Genomic DNA, 21,403 nt, shown 5'->3' with positions numbered 1-21,403 from the left:
GATCACGACGGATCACGCTCAAGCACATTGAAACATCAATGTTTTTCTGTCGTGCGGACAGGGGGCGTCTTTGGCAAACTGGGGGCTGTTGAAAGGGGTCGCTGCGCTTTTGCGACGTTTCGTAGCGCAGCGATCGTGCGCTGCGGCGCGTCAAGGATTGCGGAAAGATGGGTGGCACGCCCAGCCGGCATGCGTCCTTCCATGGCAATCGCCTGTGCGATGGTCTGCGGAACCGAAATGCCCATCCCCAGTGGAAAATCGGGATTGGTGCTATGCCATGCATGCGGCACCACAATGTCGGTTCTGATATCGGGGCGTGAATTCAAGGCCCCGAACCAGTCCCAGGCGCCCATGACATCGATGACGTCCTTAAATAGCATCGGCATACCGACCTTGGCGCTGATCGTGACGATGCGCGTGCGGGTGGCGATCGCCTCTGCCAGATGCGGATGCTCGCTTTCGATTGCATAGAGCGCTTCCGACAGGACAAGATTGCCCTTGGAATGACCGACGAGGAGACGTGGCGCGAACCGCTGATCCTCGAGGAGGGCGATGACTGTCTCGGTGTCCTTGCTTGTGCGCGTCCAGAGATAGCCGCTCTCAAGCTCTTCGCTTTTCGAAAACAGCTTGGTGAAACTGTCGAGTGGCTCGAAGGCGTGACGGATGCTGTTCAAGGCGCCGAAGAAGAAAAACCCGCCGAGCGCCTCGGTCAGGATGTCGGCGAGCCCATATCCCGAAACGACGGCGGTGACCGACTCGCCGAGCGCATCGGCGACATTGCGCGCGAAGGCTGCGGCTCCGAGCGCAGAACTGCCGACACCTGCAATGGCGAGTGCGCCGACGGGTGCCGCTTTTTCCAGATAGTCGTTGACTGTCAGGAAGACCTCGAGTGCTCCCCGGCCGGTTGGCGGCACAAGGATGATTGCCCCCTCGCGGGCCAGCCAGAAGGCAAGTCTCGGCGTCTCCTCCGCGGTTATGGTGTTCACATCGTAGAAAACGGCGTCGAGAACGGCGTTGCGTCGCTGCAAGCCGTCGAGAGTGATCGTGCGGAAGGCATTGTCGGCGAGTTTTTCGGGCAGCGCCGCCGTGCGCTCCATCTGCACATTCGCAAGGACAGGCACTGGACGCATGGGGCACCCTCATTTTGATAGGGACACGCTGCGTTGCAGCATAGCCGTTGTTGACCGACGATGCAATTTTAAGGTGAAGGATCTTGCGCTATTTTTCCGCACCGGCATGCAGCCGGGAGCCAGCCTCAGATCTGTCCTCTGTCCTAGGACCAAGGACAGCACTTGGTCTGGGAGTCGCCTGTGTGGGGCTTGGAGTTTCGTTCTTCCATGACGGTTACGGGCCACGTTCCCGGCGGAACCGAATCTGCGATGGGAACGTCGGTGTCGACCCATCATCGTGCGATGACCGTCAGGCTTTGACATAAGCGCCCCTTTCATGTTTACTGTCCTCGGTCCTAGGACAGAGGACAGTAAACATGAAAAGCCAAGATATCGTCATCCTGTTGAAGCTGATTAGCCTGCAAGATCAGGAAATCGCCAAAGGTATGGATCAGCTAAGATCTGAATCCATCGGTGGCGACCCCTATTCCGTGCGCAATCTTGAAGCCCTGCTCGGGATCAGCAAGACTGAAATCGCCCAATCGATCAGGAGAAGCGTCGCCTCCGGAATCGCGCGCAAAGATAACATTCCGAGCGAGCCCCGGCCGCATCGGCGAAATCTGTTTGATTTTATTGCAAAAGGACTGAAATTCGTCTTCCCAGCCAAATTGGGACCGCTGCAACGGGGCTTGCCCACTGCGTTTGCAGCGCCGATGCTGAACGGGCTTCTCGTCAGCGGCGGAACCTACGATTATGTCTGGCCCCACGCTAGCGGACATCAAATGGGACAGTCGGTCGAACCCCTTTTCAGAAGCGTGCCTGAGGCTGCATTGAAAGACGAGCGGCTCTACGAATACTTGGCGCTGGTCGATGCGATCAGGCTCGGAAATCAGCGAGAGGCGGGTCTCGCCGCCGATCACCTCAAGTCGAAGATCACCTCAGGTCGTGGATCGTAAGCAGATGACAGAAGTCCGCGAACAATTGCTGGAAATGCTCAGAGCCGTCGCCACCGCTCTGGGCGACGAACTACGTTCGCGCCTGGTCGTCGTCGGCGGCTGCACAACGGCGCTCTTCATTACCGATCCAATAACGCTCGAGGACGTACGCACCACCGACGACATCGACCTCATCGTTGACCTGGCGGGATGGCCGGCATGGGCTCATCTCCAGGAGGAGCTTCGACTGCGTGGTTTCATGGAAGCCGCCGGCGAGCAGGTGATATGCCGGATGCGCCTCGGCAAACTCAAAGTTGATTTCATGCCCGATGACGCCGCGATCCTCGGCTTCACCAATCGCTGGTACGCCGAGGGGATAGAAACCGCAGCGCAACACCAACTTTCAGACCATCTGTCCATTCTGGTGCTGACCCCGCCCCTGTTTCTCGCGACGAAGCTGGAAGCGTTTATCGGGCGCGGACATGATGATCTTCTCACAAGCCGCGATGCAGAAGACATCCTGCTCATCGTCGACGGCCGAGAAACCCTCCTCGACGAAGTCTTGGCGGCAGCGGAAGACGTCCGACAGTTCATCGCCGCGCAGTTTCACGCCCTTCTGAAAAACGGCGACTTCGACGATTTCCTGGCCGGTAATATCCGCGGACCCGCCGGACGTGTCGGGATTGTACGGGACCGCTTCGTCGCCATAAGCCAGAGTGCGGACGGTGTCGCACATGAAAATTGAAGCTCTATGGTTCAGCCAACAAGGAACGCGCACGATTGACAATCGAGACCATGCCGGGATCGGCATACGGGACGGCGAGTTTTTGGCCATCGTTGCCGATGGTTCCACAGCCGGCCCGATGAACGGCGAATACGCGCAGTCAATCGTTGAGATGGTGGTGGATTGGTTCGTCGGGGCCGCCGACCCCTTCAGCAACGAACACGTCCTGAAGGCACTCAAGCAGATACATCAGACGCTTCGGGAGACGTTCCCACGCGGTTCTGCCAGCATCCTTCTTTTCCACGTCAGCGAGCGGGCTGACCTTACGGTCATCCATTCCGGTGATTGCGTCCTCGGATGGATCGACGCCGATATTGTCTGGCAAACCAGCCCACATACTCTGGCCAACGCCCTAGCTGCGATGCCGCTCAAAGACATCGCCAAATCCGCAATACGGCACCGGCTCACCCAAAGCTTTCGCGCAAGAGAATACATGTCACCGGAGATCTTCACGCAAGAGCAAGTCGCAGGCATTTTCCTGCTGGCCACCGACGGGTTCTGGGCCGAGCTGACGGAACCGGAGCAGATCGCGTTTCTTGGCGGCGACCAATCCGCCACCGCTGAAAGGGATGATCGCAGCGTTCTCGAACTGCGGATTTCGCCGAACGATTCCCTCGAGGTTTCGCTGAACAATCGATCCTCATCCAACCTTTATCGAAAATCTTGAGCCTCGATGTCGCTGTCAAAGAAGCGCCGAAGATCGCCACTGCCGGCCATCCATCAACTTGATGGAACATTGGCAGGCGCCGACGATCATCGCCGGAACGCGCTCGACGGCCTTCGATTTATATCGAAGCCTTTAAGCCTTGGCGTGGCGGCCAAGTTCTCCGGAATCTAAACCGTAGCTTGGCTTGAGAACTCGCAAACCGACCAACCATGGAGGTGGATGCTCTTTTCGCCAATCGATGTACAGATTAACGCATTCGGCATATCGACACATACTATAGGCTCAATCCCAAACTCTTTGTGCGCGAAAGCGAGCGCTCCAACTCCATCTGCTGCGTGAGTTCTGCACGATGACCGCGGTCGGCAAGGCGGACGACCTGGCGGATACGCTCGATGTCCCCAGCCTGATCGGGCCCGACGCGCTTCAGCTGCTCTGCGAGATCTGAGGGATCGGCGCGACCGAAGCGCGTTTCGATCGCAGTAACGATGTCCTTCGCCTCGGCAAGCGCGCGACGGCCCTCCGGCGTCCCCGCCAGTTGCTCGACGAACTTTGCCTTGTCGGCATAAGGGAGATCGTCGAGCTGGCGCAGCAGCGCCTCGCTCTGGCGGCTCGGCCCCAGAACCTCGACCATGTCCTGCTTTTCTCGCTTCCAGCGCTCCGAGCTGCATTCTGCCGCAAGGCGACGCTGCCAGGTCTTGGTGGATTGGCGAACATGCGACGCAAGCGCATCGATCCGACCGAGCGCGTGTTTGCGTTCGGCGTTGTCTCCGAACAGGCCGGTCCTGCCGGCGAGCGCACCGATCGTCTCGGGCGAAGCGCGGAGTTGTCCGGCGAGCGGATCGAGTGGGACGATCTCGATCGCGGCATTTCGCGAAATAATGCGCCTTTCTTCTTTCATGAAAACGGTACCCGCCGACAAGACGGTCTTGGCCTTTCTCGATCCGGCAACGTCGGTCGGAGCGAGTGCGGCGCTATTATGTGCCTGCTTCGCACTCCGCGTCGCGCTCATCGGCAATGCGGCCTTCGCAAGGGCCGAGCCGAAACGCATTCAAGGCAAGCGGGCGCTCCATGGCGAAGCGGATTGGATGAAGCTCACAGAGGCGGCAAAGTTGTTTCCCGATGCTGGTGGCATCGTCATCGGTGAGCGCTATCGGGTCGACAAAGACAATGTCGGCGCCCGAGCGTTTCGCGCCGACAGCGCTGAGACCTGGGGCGCCGGCGGCAAGTCCCCGTTGCTATGCTTCGATGGCTCTTTCGGCTCGTCGCACGGGATCGTCTTTGCCGGTTCCGGCGGTTTCAAGACGACGTCGGTGACGATCCCGACGGCACTCAAATGGGGCGGCACGCTTATCGTGCTCGATCCATCGAACGAGGTCGCACCGATGGTCTCCGCGCATCGCGGCGGAGCGGGGAGAGACGTGTTCGTCCTCGATCCGAGGAAGCCGGACATTGGCTTTAACGTCCTGGACTGGGTCGGCGGTTTTGGAGGTACGAAGGAAGAGGATATCGCCTCGGTCGCCTCATGGATCATGAGCGACAACGGCGGCGCGCGCGGTGTCCGTGACGACTTCTTTCGAGCGTCAGCTCTCCAGTTGCTGACGGCGCTCATCGCCGACGTCTGCCTGTCCGGTCACACGGACGAGAAGGAGCAGACGCTTCGGCAGGTGCGCATGAATCTCTCGGAGCCGGAGCCGACATTGCGCAAGCGGCTGCAAGACATCTACGACAATTCCGGCTCGGATTTCGTAAAGGAGAACGTCGCAGCCTTCGTCAACATGACGCCGGAAACCTTCTCTGGCGTCTATGCCAATGCGGTCAAGGAGACACATTGGCTTTCCTATTCGAACTATGCCGCCCTCGTGTCGGGAAAGAAATTCTCGACCAGCGACATCGCGGCGGGAAACACCGACGTCTTCATCAACATCGACCTCAAGACCTTGGAGACCCATTCCGGTCTTGCGCGGGTCATCATCGGTTCGTTTCTCAATGCGATCTACAATCGCGACGGACAAATAAAGGGGCGCGCGCTGTTTCTCCTCGATGAGGTCGCCCGCCTCGGCTACATGCGGATCATCGAGACCGCCCGCGACGCCGGCCGCAAATACGGCATCACGCTCACGATGATCTATCAGTCGATCGGCCAGATGCGCGAAACCTATGGCGGTCGCGACGCGGCAAGCAAGTGGTTCGAGAGTGCCAGCTGGATTTCGTTTGCCGCGATCAACGATCCCGAGACCGCCGATTACATCTCCCGACGCTGCGGCATGACCACGGTCGAGATCGACCAGGTCAGCCGCAGTTTCCAGGCAAAGGGATCATCGCGGACGCGCTCGAAGCAGCTCGCTGCCAGACCACTCATCCAGCCCCATGAAGTTCTGCGCATGCGTGCCGACGAACAGATCGTCTTCACAGCCGGCAACGCGCCGCTCCGATGCGGACGAGCCATCTGGTTCCGGCGCGACGACATGAAGGCACGCGTCGGCATGAACAGGTTTCACATGATCGGGGATGCGCCAAAGCCTGCATGATCCAAGCCGGCGCGCAGTGCAACCGAGCAAGGCTGATCCAGGAAAATGAAGAGTATCGGAGAAATCAGCATAGCGACGCCCGACGGGCGGGATTTCGGGAATTCTCGTCGTGCGAAGGCTGGGAAACAGGGCAGCCGCAGGAGCCTCAACATAGTGGCCCGAGGGGGGCGGGATCGACTGCTCCCCGCCCCTCGCGCACCATTTTGCCGGCCACACTACAGCCCGGAGCCAAGCTCCTCCGTAAACGCAGATGAAACCGGGTCCGACATAGGCTGAGGCGAAACGAGGGATCCGATAGTGGCGAAATCGAATGTGGTTCCGTTCAGAAAGCCCCCGAAGGCCGGAGGCGGCCGCGATCGGCAGCGCGCGGGTGGAGGACTGCTGAGATCTGGGCAGAACAGATGGCGTAAACGCTCGACGGTAGTTCTATGCACCGTGATCATTGCTGCTGGAGGTTGGCTTGCCTATGGCGGCGCCGACGCTCTCCCAGGTTTCGCCACTTTGGCCAAGACACCGACGACGGATTCATTGTCGGCGGCATTTTCGATCTGCGGCGACAGCCACCGGACGAACTGCGTCGTCGATGGCGACACCTTCTGGCTCGAGGGCGAGAAAATCCGCATCGCCGACATCGATACGCCTGAACTCAGCCCGCCCCGCTGCGAGGCCGAACGGCTCAAAGGTGAAGCGGCAAAATCCCGGCTGCTGGCGCTGCTCAACGCCGGAAAATTCTCTCTGGCGGCCGGGTTCCGTGACGAAGACAAGTATGGGCGCAAACTTCGGACCGTTTCTCGTGCGGGCAACTCGCTGGGCGATGTCTTGATCAAGGAAGGCCTCGCCCGGTCATGGGATGGGGCGCGACACGGATGGTGCCAGGGCCTGTGACAGCAATCATCGTTTTTCCTGCACGGGAGAGGGAATGGGTTTCGGGGAAGGGAGGAGGGAGGAGGGAACCGTCCCCTTTCCCCCATGGGAGGAAGTTTGACGGAGGGGATTGCCCTTCCTTCGCGGGGTGACGTTCGAGAGGGGCGGCAGAGCCCCTTTCATAGCCGCTCCGGCTGGTCGATCCGGCTGGAACGGGCTCACGCGAAGGCAAAGACCAGAGGCGGCGAGCCACCTCTGGTCTGAAACCTCAATGATCTTCATCAGGTTCGAAGAACGGCTCTCTGTCTTCGAGGCCGATGTGCCATTGCTTGTCGGACCACCGCGACGGGAGGTAGGTTTCATCACCGCCAAAATGCGCGATAGTGATCTTACCGGCTTCGTGGAACAGAGCGAAATCGACCTTGTTGTCGGTTGCCCAAAGCAGCGCCGCTGACAGAAACTCGCGCGAGATATCGGCGGGAAGATGCACCTCCGCGTCGAAAACTCGGCGCAAACTTTCAAGCCAATTCGACTGTTGATCCGACCGCTTCTGATTTTCGCCAACCAGGTGAGTATTTTGACGCTTTGCCATCAGAGTCTCCTTTTCGTTTCTGACGAAAGGTGTCCGCACCGTAGTCCGTGAGGGGTCAGGGACCGCGGAACGCGGCCGCCGTGCGGCGAGCGGAGGAACCGATTTTCTCTGTGCCGCTTGCGGTGCTGGGAAAATTGGAGGGGCCGCGATGTCCTTGACGCCGGAACGGCGGGTGCAAAATGGGCAGTCAGAGAGAGATAGAAACGCGTCCTGAAAGGACGCGACCGCTTGCCATCTCCGATGGCCACGAGACGTTCTGGCTGTCTCCGGACAACGATTTTTGACAGGCATGCTTCTTGCCGCGAGAGGATCGTAACCCGACTGGGCGGAGACCGCGTGCGGGCTCCGGTCGCAGCGCGACTAGAGCCGTGCGCCGTCGGCGCCTCGCCCGAGCGCCATTCTTCACGAAAATGAATCGGTCGCACTTGTAGGATTCACATATGTCGTTAGACGTGGCAACGCCGGGTGACGATCATGCCGGCATGATTTCGCAACCCTACCAGCTCTATGTCGAACGAACGGATCCAGCCAAGAACATGGCGCGGTACTATGCCATGCAGATCGAGCGGACGATGTTCGGAGAGGCTTGGCTGAAGCGACGTTGGGGGCGGATCAGCAAGCGTGGGCAGGAAGAAACAGCATGTTTTCGAACGGGAGGATGAAGCAGTTCTGTTGTTCCCCTCCCTGCTGAAACAAAAGCGTGCTCGCCGATATTTGCCAAAAACACCGCTCCGATATTCGCCAAGCTAAGCCCGGACCGTTTTCCGCGTTCCAGCTGGCAGATGAGCAAGTCCGCCGAAGCCGCCTACGGTTTCTGCAGTATGAGGCGGTGACATGCCGCCTAATATTCAAGCTGGATAGGCCCAACTTGTGCCAGATGAGGGGACGGTTGTCATTTCCTTCCCGCCGTAAGACGCCTGCACGACTGTAGCGCAAGAAGTCTTTCCCACACCGGGACCGGCCTACCCAATGGGATGTCTCCACAAGTCAATGTTGGTGTAAAAACGTCGCTTGTGTCGTGTCAGTTCCTCGGCATACTATTCCGGGCATGGACAAGAATATGTGGCTAAAACAAATAAACTTGTTTCGCTTTGTTAGCCATTGACAATTCCTGCGGAATAAAATTTATTCAGCATAAAGTTGCAAACTTTCGCGCGAGATCTTCGCTTGTTGGTTCACAAACCGCCGCAAATATCGTTAATCTCTAATGTCGTTAAACGTCTCGGATTTTACTGCGTCAGTCGGAACTCCACTCCTAACTCAGGGAGCTATGAATTTTCTCCCCAAGAAGGGCAAGTAAATCTGATCGATAGCTGCGATTGTGCCAAGTTTGGGAGGTTGTTTGGGGTGAACCCGTCAGGAAGATCAGGCGCCTTGCTTGCGAATACCTCTTAGGTTTGTTGTGACCCCATCATATCTTCCGATAATGGAATGTTACGCTGTAGTGATCAAATGCGAGTTCTTAGTCTATATGCTTTGCAAGATCTGATGCGGGGCGTTGTCACCTGCGAGAAGTTTTCAGTTCTTCAGTAACGGACCAGGTTAAAAGGGAAGAATGAGTAATGTTTCCATCTCGCAATTTTGAAAATAATTTTGCCATGAAGGCCATCAGTTGACATATTCAACCGTGATCTCACATTTTTAGGATTCGAATAAGTATTTGTTATGAATATTTTAGAAGATAGCTGTTCGCCCAAACACGCTGATCACTCCGCCATCCAAGCCGCGTCGGCCATTTTCGCAGTTACCGGTTTTGACCTATCGCGACCTCAAACGTGTTTTCTCAAAGCCAGGCACTTTTGTTGGATGGCCCTTAAAGCTTTAGCGGCAGGTCTCTGTATTGCGGTGCTTGCTAGCACGGCAGAATCAAAACCTTTGGAGTGTTCTGCATACTGGCTGAGAATCTGGAATACGCGATCCGATTCTCAAGCGTGGTCGTACGTAGACTTGTCTTACTATGCGAAATTTGGAGCGCATCCAAATATTGCTGGGTACTCTTCTATAGATATCTCAACGTACTTCGCCGCGCTGGCAATCAGGAATAAACAAGGCCTTAGTTTGTCGTCCCATAGTACATCTTTGGAATCACTGAGCAGACAAAATAGGGCCGCCTCCATGCGATACGTAATTGCCAGGTATTATGGATTGAGCTTACCAGATTGGGAAGGTCGTAACATGCCTGATCAATGTGTGTTCTCGCAGTCCAGCGCGTGTATTGAGCGTCTAACTCGCTCGTTGTTACCAAAGGCCACAAAGATGCGGCTACTTTTGGAAGATGCAGCCCGATCGGGCCAACTTGGGAAAGTTCCATGCGAAGGCGGCATCCAATACTACGGCCGCAAACAGCTACGCTGAACAAATCTACTTTTAGGAGATATTTTTATGGGAACCCGTATTGTCACGACAGGGGAAAAGCGCAGAATTAATGATATGTTTCTCGGCATGGTTGATCCTGACCGAGTTACAATTCATGACTACTTGCCACTAGGGATCGATAAAAATAAATATAGTGCATATACTCCAAATGGTAGCGATATATACTTCAACCCCGATTATTATAGAGACGACTTCTCGTTGGACAATGATATGTTTCCAACGTTTGCCCACGAATTTGCGCATATTAAACAGGCTCAAGACTGGGGAAAGACGATTTGGGGGAACACCGGCTACTGGAAGGACTTTGTAAAGAACGTACTAGAAAATTTTAGTGACTACAGGAAGTCATACGATATTGATCCCTACAGTGATTTCAAATGGCGCGATCTAAATATAGAACAGCAAGGTAGACTTACTGAAAACTACGCTCAAATGAAGATAGTCGGAAATCCATACGCGGCGGACCTCGCTCGGAAACTTCCTTTTATCTACGATATGGCGGAGATACCAACGCCAATCCCTCGGCCCTCAGACAACGGCGGCGGAGCTCCTTTGAGCCCGAGTCCTGAGGAGTCGGCACCCGTCAACCCAATCAATTTCACCCCTCTCACTCCCCCTTCACCGCTAACTTCCGTCACTCCACTTACACCTGCAGCGCTGTCGGATTTTCGAAATTTCTGGGACGCCTCAGCCGATAACCGTGGATATTCGAGTGAGTCCGGTCGCGGTGGATCCTCCGATATCTACGGCGGGTATGGCTCGTCATCCTGGGGCGGTGTCTCTTTCGGCGGCGATGATGGCTCTTTCGGCGGCAGCGGTGGCTCTCCTGGTGGCGATGGCGGCCGTGGCGGCCGTGGTGGTGGCGGTGGCGGTGGTCCGTTCGATAAATGGAAGACGCCGGATGAAGGCGACAGAGGGCGCGCTGCGCATGATCTGAGAGGGGGAGACGTCTCCAACCCATTCGATAAGTGGAAGACGCCGGATGAAGGCTACAGAGGGCACGCCGCCCATGACCTGGGGTGGGGACAAAGATCAACGAGTTGGGCGACGGATATGGGAGATTATGATCCCGACGCTTCTCCAAGTTCACCAGTTCTCCTCGATCTTTCCGGTAACGGCTTGAGCATCGACGAGCTGTCAAACTCCTCGAAATTCGTAGATCTCGACGGCGATGGCTATCAGCATCGGACCGCCTGGGCAGGTGCCGGCACCGGTGTGCTTATCATCGATGCAAATGGCGACGGCAAGATCAGCCAATCGAATGAATTCGTGTTTACTGAGTGGGACTCTTCGGCGACGAGCGACCTTGAGGCACTGAAGCACGTCTTCGACACCAATGGCAACGGCAAGCTGGACGCCGGCGATGCGCAATGGTCGAAGTTCCGCGTCGATGTCAACGGCCAGCTTGTAACGCTCGATAGCCTCGGCATTACTTCGATCGACCTGACGCCGAAGGGCAGCGGCCAGACATTCAGCGATGGCTCCGCGATCACGGGCACAACTACCTTCACCCGTGCCGATGGAACGACTGGAACTGTTGGCGATGCCACGCTGGCGAACGATAACGCCGGCTATATCATCAAGACGAGCAGCGTGGCGAAAGCCGACAGCTCGGTCGAGAAGACGATTTTTGCCTACAATAAGGACGGCAGCCTGGCCTTCCGTAACATCGTCACCACCAGCGTCGATGGAAAAAGCGTTCAGACGCAGTTCGACGACGATGGCAATGGCACCTTCGATCGCTCCCAGACCAATGTGCTCACCACCGATGCCTCAGGCGTCCAGACGAAGACCGTCTCGAACTTCAATGCCGACGGATCGCTTTCGGATCGCACCACGACGGTCACCAGCGCCGATCATCTGACCGTGACGACGACGCTCGATCAGGACGGTGATGGCATTGCCGACCAACGGCAGATTTACGCCAAAAACGCCGACGGCTCGTCCACGACGACCACGCAGCAGCTTAGCGTCAACGGCACGGTCCTGTTTGGCACAGCCGTGAACGGCTCCGCTAACGGCTTAGTGAAGACCACCAGCCTCGACCGGGATGGAAACGGGGCTTACGACGATATCGTCACTGAGACCACCACAGTCGCGGCGGACGGCAGCCGCACCAAAACGGTGATCGATCGGAGCTCGAGCGGCAAGCTCCTATCAGAGGTCGACACCTCAACCAGTGCCGATGGCCGCACCATTACCGTATCCGTCGATGCCGACGGTAACGGGCCACGCGAAACCAAAACTGTCACCACCTCTACCACGGCAGCCTCAGGCGACGTGACACTTGTCACTTCGACCTACAACACCAACGCCTCCTCTATTCTGCGCTCGAAATCGACGACGGTCACCACCGCCAACGGGTTGTCGAAGACCACCACGAGCGACGTGAACGCCGATGGCGTCGTCGATTTCACCGATACCGATGTGACGGTGATCGACGCCACCAACCGCACGCAGACCGTCCAGCATCGTACCAAGACCGGGACAACAGGTACGCTACTGTCGCAGACCGTCACGAAGACCAGCGTTGACGGCAAGTCGATCACCATCACCGAGGATACGAATGGTGACACCAATGCCGACAGCCTGACCACGATTGTGATTGGCACGGACGGAAAGACGACCAACACGGTCAGCGCCCTCAACAGCGACGGCTCGCTGGTCAGCAAGACCATCACCGAAACATTGGCCGGTGGTCTGTCGAAGACGACGTATACCGACGCGAATGGCGATACCGTCAACGATCTCGTGGTGACGGATGTCATCACCACGTGGTCGGATGGCAGCCGCGCGGAAACGGTGACATCGAAGAACGGCAACGGCGCGACCCTCGCCAAGACTCTCACCAACACATCGGCCGACAGTCTGACCCAGTACGTGCAGACCGACGTCAACGGCGACGGCGTCTACGAAGACATGACGAAAAGCGTCACCGTTCTTGACGCCACCGGAGCGCGGAAGGAAACGGTGAGAAGCACGAGCGCCGACGGAACGCTCAAGGCTCAGATCGTCACCGACGTCAGCGCCGACCGCAGGAACACAACGATTGTGACGGATGCGGATGGCGACGGCAGGACCGATACTCGCCGGGTCGAATCGGTTTCGGTCAGCGGCAATGTCAACATCTGGGAGCGGCAATACGCTGCGGATGCATCGACGATCAGCACGACAATCACCGACATCAGCGGCAATGGCCTGACCAAGACCGTGTCGGCGGATTTGAACCATGATGGCGTCGGCGACCGGATCATCAGCGACCAGACCGTGCTCAATACCGATGGAAGCAAGGCAGAGACGATCTCTCTGACGAGCAGCGATTCCACGCGTCTCAACAAGAAGACGCTCATCACCAGCGGCAACGGGATGTCGATCACGACGAGCGAATACATCAACGGCGACGAGGTGGTCGATGCCAAGACGACCGATGTCACGGCATTCGACACCTATGGGCTGCAGTTCCAGACCGTGTCGAATTACCGCGGAACGACGCTCGCAAATTCGACGAAGGTAACGACCAATCTCAACGGCCTTTCCGGATCGACCGATTACGATTTGGATGGTGACGGCACGGTCGACAGAACATCGTCGTGGAAGAAAACGCCGCTCGAATCGGCCGGATCGGTCACCACAACCGAATCTTTGAAGGCCTCCGACACCACGCTAATCTCGCAGAAGATCACCAAGGTCAGTGCCGACCAGAAAACCACTACAGTGACCACGAAGATCGACGCCGATACCGTTGACGACTTCGTGGAAACGATCACGATCGACGACGTCGGAACCCTGAAGAGTGTGATCATGCAGTACAATGCTGCCACTACGCTCGAAAGCCAGGCGGTCGTTACCATCTCGGATGACGGGCTGTCGAAGACCTCGAGTTCTGACCTCGATGCAGACGGAGATTTTGAACTCGTCACCGACGATGTCACGATGCTGAACGCGGACGGCAGCCGCACGCAGACGATTTCTAAGAATGGCATCGGCGATGCGCTGATCTCGCGCACGACGGCAAATGTCAGCGCAAGCGGTCTGAGCAAGACAGTGAGCTGGGCTGACGCCACTGATTCGATCGTTCGCTCCGCGAGCGACGTCACCGTTCTCAACGCCGATGGCGGCACGACGGAAACGCTGTCCTACTTCAAGGCGGATGGGACGCTGGAAAGCAAGACCATCGCCACGGTCGCAGCTCATGGTCTCTCGACCACGGTCACCATTGATGTCGACGGCGATAACATCGTCGACAAAAAGTCGGTCACTGCAAAGCAAACCAACGGCTCGACAATCCAAACCCTTAGTGACTTAGGCGCCAATGCCGCGGTCAAGGATACGAAGACCGTCACGACATCTGCCGACGGCCTGACGCAGACTATCGAATATGACACTGACGGCAATAACACGGTCGACAAGAAGACGACCCGCACGACTGTTCTGAAAGCGAATGGCAGCACGGCTACCACGACAAAGGATATCGTCGCCGGCGTCACCAAGAGCATTACGTTGAACGAAGTGTCCGGAGACGGCCTGACTGTTACCACCAAATGGGATACGGCGGGCACCGGTGGCGGCACCACCTTCGACAAGAGCCGGACCGTCGTCACCGTCCTCAACGCCAGTGGCTCGAAGACGCAGACGATCAGCAACTTTACCGGCACGACGCTGACCAGCCGATATCTCGTCACCACCAGCGCCAATGGCCTGTCGATCACCACCCAGATCGACCCGACCGGGGCCGGCACCTACAGCCAGACGGCCACCGATGTCACAGTCCTGAATGCCAATGGCACTAAGACGCGCACAGTGGAAAGCAAGAAGGCCGATGGTTCGCTGATCTCCAGGACCACCGCCACGACAAGCGCCAACGGCCTGATCGTTACATCGAGCCAAGAGCGGCCCGGCTTTGGCAATCAGACCGTCACCGACACGACCACGGTTCTGGCGGACGGCGCCATTCGCGAGACTGTCGAGACGAGAGATAGTGCCGGAACCACCCTGATTGGCAAGATCGTCACCCTCACCAGCGCCGATAAGTTGACGGTGACCGTTGACCGCGACGGCAACGGCGATGACAAGGTCGATCAGCACCAGGAGACCGTCACCGCCAATTCCGGCATCCAGACATCGGTCACCACCAACTTCAAGGCCGATGGCGCAACGATCAAGGACAAGTCGACAGTGGTCGTATCGGCCGACGGCCGCGTGACAACCACCTCCTGGGATCTGGATGGCAATGGTACGATCGATCGTGAGCGGGTGACCAACTTTACCGCCAACGCAGACGGAAGCAGCACGACGGTGATCTCGGACACGGATCTGCTGGGTGGCACCTTGGCCGCAAATACGACGATCCAGACGTCTGCCGATGGCAGGGTGAGGACGACGTCGAAGGATATCAACGGCGATGCAACGGTCGATCAGGTTGAAACCGTCACCATCGATTCCACCGGCGCCTCGGTCTCCGTGGTCACGAACAATGCAACAGCGCGAATGGCCTCCAACCTGACGCCGGGCGGCGTCTATTGGACACAGGCGATCGCGGCTAAGATCGAGACGACCACTTCAGCGGATGGCCGCACGAAGATCGCCAAATACGACTATGACGGCAACGGCGTTTACGAGATCGTTATGCAGTCAACCATCCAGGTCGACGGCTCCATCGTCACAGCGGTGACCGAAACCAACGCCAGTGGCGCGGTTACGGCAAAGGGCACGATCTCGACCAGTGCCGATGGACTGATCACCACGCTGTCGAAGGATGTTGGCAACAACGGTACCACCGATCACACCGAGACGGCGGCGACGCATGCCGATGGTTCCATCACCCTGACCAAGGTCGATCTCAACGCCAGCGGCGCAGTGACACAGACAAACGTCGTGCAGGTCACCGCGCTCGGCTCGCTTTCCTACAGCCTCACGACGGATTCGCTCGGCCGCAAGACCGCCGAGACCATCGTCGCGGCCGATGGAAGCTCCGTGACGACGACCTATGACGGAGCGAGCGGCCAGACGCTGAGTGTCGCCAATGCCAATAAGGCCGGCTTGCTGACAACCGTCACTTTCTACGATCCGCTTAATGCGCAGGGATCGACAAGGATCGAGCAGCAATACGACGCCGCCGGAAGGAAGACTCTCGAAACGCAGTTTAACAGCGACGGATCGCGGATCGAGATCGCTTTCGATCCATCGAATGCCGCGGCATGGTCGCAGGTGCAACAGAACTACAATGCGGCCGGGCAGTTGACCTATAAGCTTGAAACTGGCGACGACGGCACGAAGACCGCCTCTGACGTCGCGGGCAACCTGTCATGGTCGACCATCAAGCAAACCTATGACACTGCGAATAGGCTGGTCGGGGTCGATCAAACCAACGATGACAGCACGCGCTATGTCACCAGCTACGATCCTGCCAATGCCGTGAATTGGTCTCGCATCGACTATTCCTACAATGCCGCCGGCCAGCTCACAGTTCAGAACATCTATTACGACAATGGCGACACGCGTTACTATGCCTGGGACCGGGCGAACGCAAACTGGTCGTCCCGTCTTGTGATCCAGAATAGCGCCAAGCAGACGACCTACGAAGAAACGACCTTCGATATCGGTCAGACGGACAAGACGACTTATGACGTCAATAACGCTAATAATTGGAGATATTACACCGATTCATATTCAGCATCCGGCGCCCTGATGCAAACGTTCACGCAAATGGACGAGTCGAAGAAGTGGATGTACACGTACCGCGACTATCTTGGGAACCAAGGCTGGACCACAGACATCATCCGCTTTGACAGGTATGGGGTCAGAACCAGCGGAGACACGTATTTCGATGACGGTACCCGCATAGAGTACGAATACCATTCCGACCAGGGCGGCACGTTGGATTGGTGGAAACGGTATGACAAGTACGGGCATCTCATTGAAACTTATGACCCGCCGGTTCTTCTGGACCTGAATGGCGACAGCCACATCGATCTTCGCCCTCTCGAAGAACTCGGACCTTCGGTGGGCTTCGACTGGGATGGCGACGGCGTCGCGGAAGACACTGCCTGGGTTGGCCCGCAGGACGGGTTCCTGGCAATCGATCTTGGTGCCAACGGAGCGGCTGGCCCTGATGGCAAGATCGACCAAGCGCGGGAGTTGGCGTTCAGCCTCTGGAATGACCAGTCGACATCGGATCTTGATGGTCTGCGGCTTGCCTTTGATACCAACCACGACAATGTCCTTGACCTCAACGACGATCGCTGGAGTGAGTTCCGGGTCTGGCGAGACACCAACCAGAACGGCATCAGCGATGCAGGTGAACTGCAGACGATGTCGGATGCCGGGATACGGCTGATTAACCTGATGCCGAGCCGCGATGGGATGCAGTCCTTCGCTGATGGGTCGATCATCACCGGCACCAGCTCCTATCAGACGGTTGACGGCAATCAGCATCTGGTCGGCGACGCGGTTCTTGTCTCGCGACCCAGTCAGACCGCTAATGTTGCATAACAAGATCCCCTGCCTCGTGCCGGCGCCTCATGGAGCCGGCATACCCCCTCTTCCTTGATCCCCGCCATGATGGACATCCAGACAGCGTCCGACGCTGGCGTCGCGGAAGCGGAGAACAGAGATGACTCTCCGCCATCTCCAGAAGCAGCAATCGCCGACAGTGGACTGGCGGCGATCTCCGCTGTTGCCGGCTATTTCAGGATCGCATCGCGTCCGGAAACGTTAAGCCGTGAGCTTGCGCTGACCGCGCCGGCGACGCGCGACGATCTCCTGCGTGCGGCAAAGATCCTTGGCCTGAAGGCGCGCACGGTCCGCGTCGATAAGGCCAAACGGCTGACAACGCTTCCGGCGCCGGCGCTTGCGTCGTTGAGGGATGGCACTTTCGCGGTCTTTGCCGGCGTCGCCGCCGAGGGGCGGTATCGGCTGATCAATCCCATCGATTTCTCCGCTCGCAATGTCGAGGCCGACGAGCTTCTCGCCCTGACGTCAGGCGAGTTCATCCTCGTCCAGCGGCGTTTTGCCGGTCCCGGCGCCTCGCAGCAGAATTTCGGCTTCCGCTGGTTCCTACCGGCGATCTGGCGCTATCGGCGTGCTTTCGGCCATGTGCTCATTGCCTCGCTCGTCATCCAGATCTTCGCGCTGGTGACGCCGCTGTTCTTCCAGGTCGTCGTTGACAAGGTTTTGGCGCACCGCAGTTATTCGACGCTGATCGTGCTCGTCGTCGGCCTTGCCGCCGTCGGGCTCTTCGACGTCGTGCTGCAATATCTCAGAACCTATGCGCTGTCGCACACGACCAACCGCATCGATGTCGAGCTCGGCCGCCGTCTGTTCCGGCATCTCCTCAACCTGCCGCTCAGCTATTTCGAGACCCGCGCCACCGGCCAGACGGTCGCGAGAATCCGCGAGCTCGAAACCATCCGCAATTTTCTGACCGGCCAGGGCTTGTTCTCCGGTCTCGACCTGCTCTTCACCATCATCTTCATCTTCGTGCTGTTTTCCTATTCGTCGAAGCTTGCCTGGATCGTCGTCGCTTCCATTCCCTTTTACATGGCGATCGGCTTCCTGATCCGACCCTTCCTCAAGGAACGCATCGACGAGAAGTTCGAGCGCGGTGCCTTCAGCCAGCAGTTGCTCGTCGAGACCGTCGTCGGCATCCAGACGCTGAAGGCATCGGCGGTCGAGCCGGTGGTCTCATCGCAATGGGAGGAGCGGCTGGCCGCCTACGTGCGCTCGTCCTTCTTGGCGACCATGCTGGCGGCGAAAGGCCAGAACGCCATTCAGTACGTCAATAAGATCACCTCGGCTGCCCTGCTTCTTTTCGGCGCGCAGGCGGTGATCGACGGCGAATTGACCGTCGGAGCGTTGGTTGCCTTCAATATGATCGCCGGCCAGGTTTCGCAGCCGATCCTGCGTCTGTCGCAGCTTTGGCAGGATTTCCAGCAGGTGCAGGTCTCCATCGCCAGACTCTCGGATATTCTGAATGCCCCGCAGGAACCGCGTCCGAGCGTTGCCGTCAGCCTGCCGCCGCCGAAGGGAGCGATCGGCTTCAAGTCGGTGAACTTCCGCTATTCCCCCGATGGCCAGGATGTGCTCAAGGACATCAATTTTTCGATCCGGCCGGGCGAAGTCATCGGCATCGTCGGTCCCTCCGGCTCCGGCAAGTCGACGCTGACCAAGCTGGTGCAGCGCTTCTATATCCCGAACAACGGTCAAGTCTTCGTCGACGGCCAGGATATCGCCCAGGTTGATCCGGCATGGCTGCGGTCGAATATCGGCGTTGTGCTTCAGGAAAACATGCTGTTCAACCGGACGATCCACGACAATATCTGCATGGTCAATCCGGCCATGTCGCGGGCCGCCGCCATTCAAATGGCGCGACTGTCCGGCGCCGATGAGTTCATCGCGAAGCTGCCGCGCGGCTACGACACGCTGATCGAAGAGCGCGGCGCCAACCTCTCCGGCGGCCAAAGGCAGCGTCTGGCGATTGCGCGTGCGCTCGCGACCAATCCGCCGATCCTGATCCTCGACGAGGCGACCAGCGCGCTCGATTACGAGAGCGAACGCATCATCCTCGGCAACATGCGCGAGATCGTTCGCGGCCGCACCGTCATCATCATCGCCCATCGCCTGGCGACCGTGCGGCACTGCAACCGCATCATCGGCATGAAGGACGGACGCATCGTCGAAGAGGGAACACACGAAACGCTGCTTGCCCGTCCGAACGGGCTCTATGCCCATCTGTGGCAATTGCAGACGGGGCCCGTCCAATCATGAACCAGACCGTCCAGCCTCCCCGGCTGCCACCGAAGCCACAGAAGCGACTGCAGGTTGACAACGAGTTCCTGCCGGCCGCACTCGAAATCCTGGAAACGCCGGCATCGCCGATCCGCACGGCGCTGATCTGGTTCATCTGCCTGCTCACCGCCGGCGCGCTGGCATGGAGCTATATCGGCACCTTCGATATCGTGGCGACGGCCCAGGGCAAGATCCAACCGACCGGCCGCGTCAAGGTGATCCAGTCGATCGAGCTCGGCAAGACGATTGCGGTTCCGGTCTCGAACGGCGCCAAGGTGGAAGCCGGAGACATCCTCGTCGAGCTTGACCCAACCGAAGCCCGGGTCGAAGTCAACACGCTGACCACCAGCCTCGCGGCACTGCGGGCAGAAGTCGCAAGACGCGGCGCGGCATTAACGCAGGTCAACGCCTGGCAGAGTAGCGATCTTTGGAGCGGAACACGAAGGATTGAGATCGTCCCCGAATTTTCCGATTCCATCCCGGCGCAGATCCGTACGCGCGAGGAACTGCTCTACACCTCCTATCTCGAGCAGCTCGCCTCGACCCTCGCCAGTCTTGCCGCCCAACGCAATCAGCAGTTCGCCGCGCTGAAGAGATACACCGAGATGGTCGTCGCTCAACGGGCGCTGGTGGCAACGCTTGCAGATCGCGTCGCCATGCGCTCCAATCTCGTCGATCTCAGCGCCGGATCGAGATCCGGTGTCATCGATGCGGTCGAGATCAGGCAGAAGGAAGAGGCAACGCTTGCCGAGCAGATAGGCCAGCGGGCGGAAGCGGAGACAGCGATCGTCGCGGCGACAAGCGAAGGGCTGAAAGCCATCAAGACCTTCGTCGCCGACAACGCCGAGAAACAAGCGGCAGCATCGCGTGAGATCGACGAGAAGGAACAGCAACTGCTCAAGGCTGCCAAGCGGTTGGAGTCGATGACCATCAAAAGCCCGATCAACGGCATCGTCCAGACATCCGCCATCACCACCGTCGGCCAGGTGGTGACCGCGGGTGCCGAACTGATGCGGATCGTCCCGGACGACGCCTCTCTTGAGATCGAAGCCTATCTACCGAACCGCGACATCGGTTTCGTCTCGCCGGGACAACCCGCCGTCATCAAGGTCGAAGCCTTCCCGTTCACCCGCTATGGCATCCTCAACGGCACGGTCACCCGCGTCGCAACCGATGCCATTCCGGAGCCGGATGCGCAGCAGCTCGAAGGCCAGCCGGCAAAGGAACTGCAGAGCATGATTCCGATCGGCAATGCGCAACGTGTCCAGAACCTAGTCTTCCCGGTCACCATCAAGCCGGATGTCGCAAGCATCGACATCGAGGGAATGCGCGTGGCGCTTTCGCCGGGCATGTCGGTGACCGTCGAGGTCAAGACCGGCAGCCGGCGCATTCTTGAATATCTCTATTCGCCGCTCGCCGAAATCGGTTCCGAGGCAATGCAGGAGCGATGAACGAAAGCAGCACTATCGGCGGCGGCGCATCGCGTCAAAGGAGTGTTCCAGGGAAGTATCGCAAGCGCGACTTGGTTCTTCCGTCATATCGCATTGGCGGCGAAGGGTAACATGGACGTCAACATCACACAGGCTTCCCAGAGGACGTTGCAGCCTCGGCTCTTTTGGCGGCGGGCCTGCGCCTGTCTGATTGACATGACAATTTTTGGCTATGGTATATGAAGCGAGATTGAGCCGTATACTATATTTTGTCACAGGGGATCGAATGACCGACGCATACTGCTGAGTCTAAACCATTTTCTACCTCCGGG

The 21,403-nt window shown here is 58.2% G+C and carries 10 protein-coding genes and 2 pseudogenes; 9 read left to right on the top strand and 3 right to left on the bottom strand.

The features are described 5' to 3' along the window. Nucleotides 1–35: 35 nt before the first annotated feature. Nucleotides 36–1,130 carry a hypothetical protein gene (locus tag J3P73_RS31665; RefSeq protein WP_027688940.1) on the bottom strand — a complete coding sequence of 365 codons (1,095 nt, stop codon included), beginning with the start codon at nucleotides 1,128–1,130 and terminating at the stop codon, nucleotides 36–38. A gap of 356 nt (nucleotides 1,131–1,486) precedes the next feature. On the opposite strand from J3P73_RS31665, the gene J3P73_RS31660 reads away from it, so the two are divergent. The 3 genes from J3P73_RS31660 to J3P73_RS31650 are packed head-to-tail and all read left to right on the top strand — an operon-like array spanning nucleotide 1,487 to nucleotide 3,495. Further along, complete coding sequence (locus J3P73_RS31660) at nucleotides 1,487–2,065, top strand: hypothetical protein (protein WP_130657532.1); 579 nt, start codon at nucleotides 1,487–1,489, stop codon at nucleotides 2,063–2,065. A 4-nt stretch (nucleotides 2,066–2,069) separates the two neighbouring features. After that, the gene (locus J3P73_RS31655; RefSeq protein ID WP_207580181.1) at nucleotides 2,070–2,789 is read left to right on the top strand and encodes a hypothetical protein; all 720 of its coding nucleotides are present in this window, start codon (nucleotides 2,070–2,072) and stop codon (nucleotides 2,787–2,789) included. Next, nucleotides 2,779–3,495, top strand: coding sequence for a protein phosphatase 2C domain-containing protein (locus J3P73_RS31650; protein WP_027688943.1), 717 nt, complete (start codon nucleotides 2,779–2,781; stop codon nucleotides 3,493–3,495). The genes J3P73_RS31655 and J3P73_RS31650 overlap by 11 nt, the downstream gene beginning before the upstream one ends. Before the next feature lie 274 nt (nucleotides 3,496–3,769). Here the strand turns inward: J3P73_RS31650 and J3P73_RS31645 are convergent. Then, nucleotides 3,770–4,336, bottom strand: a pseudogene (locus J3P73_RS31645) (Ti-type conjugative transfer relaxase TraA); the annotation flags it as partial. 37 nt (nucleotides 4,337–4,373) lie between these two features. Here J3P73_RS31645 and traG point away from each other — a divergent pair. Beyond that, on the top strand, nucleotides 4,374–6,023 hold the full coding sequence (gene traG / locus J3P73_RS31640; RefSeq protein ID WP_245002773.1) for a Ti-type conjugative transfer system protein TraG: 1,650 nt from the start codon (nucleotides 4,374–4,376) through the stop codon (nucleotides 6,021–6,023). Nucleotides 6,024–6,458: 435 nt separating this feature from the next. After that, nucleotides 6,459–6,908: a thermonuclease family protein gene (locus tag J3P73_RS31635; protein WP_207580265.1), complete on the top strand. Its 450-nt coding sequence runs from the start codon at nucleotides 6,459–6,461 to the stop codon at nucleotides 6,906–6,908. A 247-nt stretch (nucleotides 6,909–7,155) separates the two neighbouring features. Here the strand turns inward: J3P73_RS31635 and J3P73_RS31630 are convergent, their stop codons facing one another. Next, nucleotides 7,156–7,479: a hypothetical protein gene (locus J3P73_RS31630; protein WP_207580180.1), complete on the bottom strand. Its 324-nt coding sequence runs from the start codon at nucleotides 7,477–7,479 to the stop codon at nucleotides 7,156–7,158. 440 nt (nucleotides 7,480–7,919) lie between these two features. Here J3P73_RS31630 and J3P73_RS31625 point away from each other — a divergent pair. From J3P73_RS31625 to J3P73_RS31610, 4 genes and pseudogenes are all read left to right on the top strand, one after another. Continuing rightward, a pseudogene (locus tag J3P73_RS31625) lies at nucleotides 7,920–8,229 on the top strand (WGR domain-containing protein). A 2,679-nt stretch (nucleotides 8,230–10,908) separates the two neighbouring features. Then, nucleotides 10,909–17,346: a hypothetical protein gene (locus J3P73_RS31620; RefSeq protein WP_207580264.1), complete on the top strand. Its 6,438-nt coding sequence runs from the start codon at nucleotides 10,909–10,911 to the stop codon at nucleotides 17,344–17,346. A gap of 66 nt (nucleotides 17,347–17,412) precedes the next feature. Then, nucleotides 17,413–19,620, top strand: coding sequence for a type I secretion system permease/ATPase (locus J3P73_RS31615; protein WP_245002770.1), 2,208 nt, complete (start codon nucleotides 17,413–17,415; stop codon nucleotides 19,618–19,620). Further along, entirely contained in the window at nucleotides 19,617–21,092 is a 1,476-nt protein-coding gene (locus J3P73_RS31610) for an HlyD family type I secretion periplasmic adaptor subunit (protein WP_207580179.1), read from the top strand. Before J3P73_RS31615 ends, J3P73_RS31610 begins: the two co-directional genes overlap by 4 nt. The last annotated feature ends 311 nt before the right edge of the window (nucleotides 21,093–21,403 follow it).

The sequence above is a fragment of the Rhizobium ruizarguesonis genome (assembly GCF_017357285.1).
GTDB lineage: Bacteria > Pseudomonadota > Alphaproteobacteria > Rhizobiales > Rhizobiaceae > Rhizobium > Rhizobium ruizarguesonis.
Note: the sequence above shows the minus strand (reverse complement) of the source record. Positions and strands in the feature narration are given on the sequence as shown.

Bases quoted from the DNA above. Each gene is read 5' to 3' on its own strand.
- J3P73_RS31615 (WP_245002770.1), top strand. From the start codon at position 17,413: ATGATGGACATCCAGACAGCGTCCGACGCTGGCGTCGCGGAAGCGGAG.
- J3P73_RS31650 (WP_027688943.1), top strand. From the start codon at position 2,779: ATGAAAATTGAAGCTCTATGGTTCAGCCAACAAGGAACGCGCACGATT.
- J3P73_RS31655 (WP_207580181.1), top strand. From the start codon at position 2,070: ATGACAGAAGTCCGCGAACAATTGCTGGAAATGCTCAGAGCCGTCGCC.
- J3P73_RS31665 (WP_027688940.1), bottom strand. From the start codon at position 1,130: ATGCGTCCAGTGCCTGTCCTTGCGAATGTGCAGATGGAGCGCACGGCG.
- J3P73_RS31630 (WP_207580180.1), bottom strand. From the start codon at position 7,479: ATGGCAAAGCGTCAAAATACTCACCTGGTTGGCGAAAATCAGAAGCGG.
- J3P73_RS31660 (WP_130657532.1), top strand. From the start codon at position 1,487: ATGAAAAGCCAAGATATCGTCATCCTGTTGAAGCTGATTAGCCTGCAA.
- J3P73_RS31620 (WP_207580264.1), top strand. From the start codon at position 10,909: ATGGGAGATTATGATCCCGACGCTTCTCCAAGTTCACCAGTTCTCCTC.
- traG (WP_245002773.1), top strand. From the start codon at position 4,374: ATGCGCCTTTCTTCTTTCATGAAAACGGTACCCGCCGACAAGACGGTC.
- J3P73_RS31610 (WP_207580179.1), top strand. From the start codon at position 19,617: ATGAACCAGACCGTCCAGCCTCCCCGGCTGCCACCGAAGCCACAGAAG.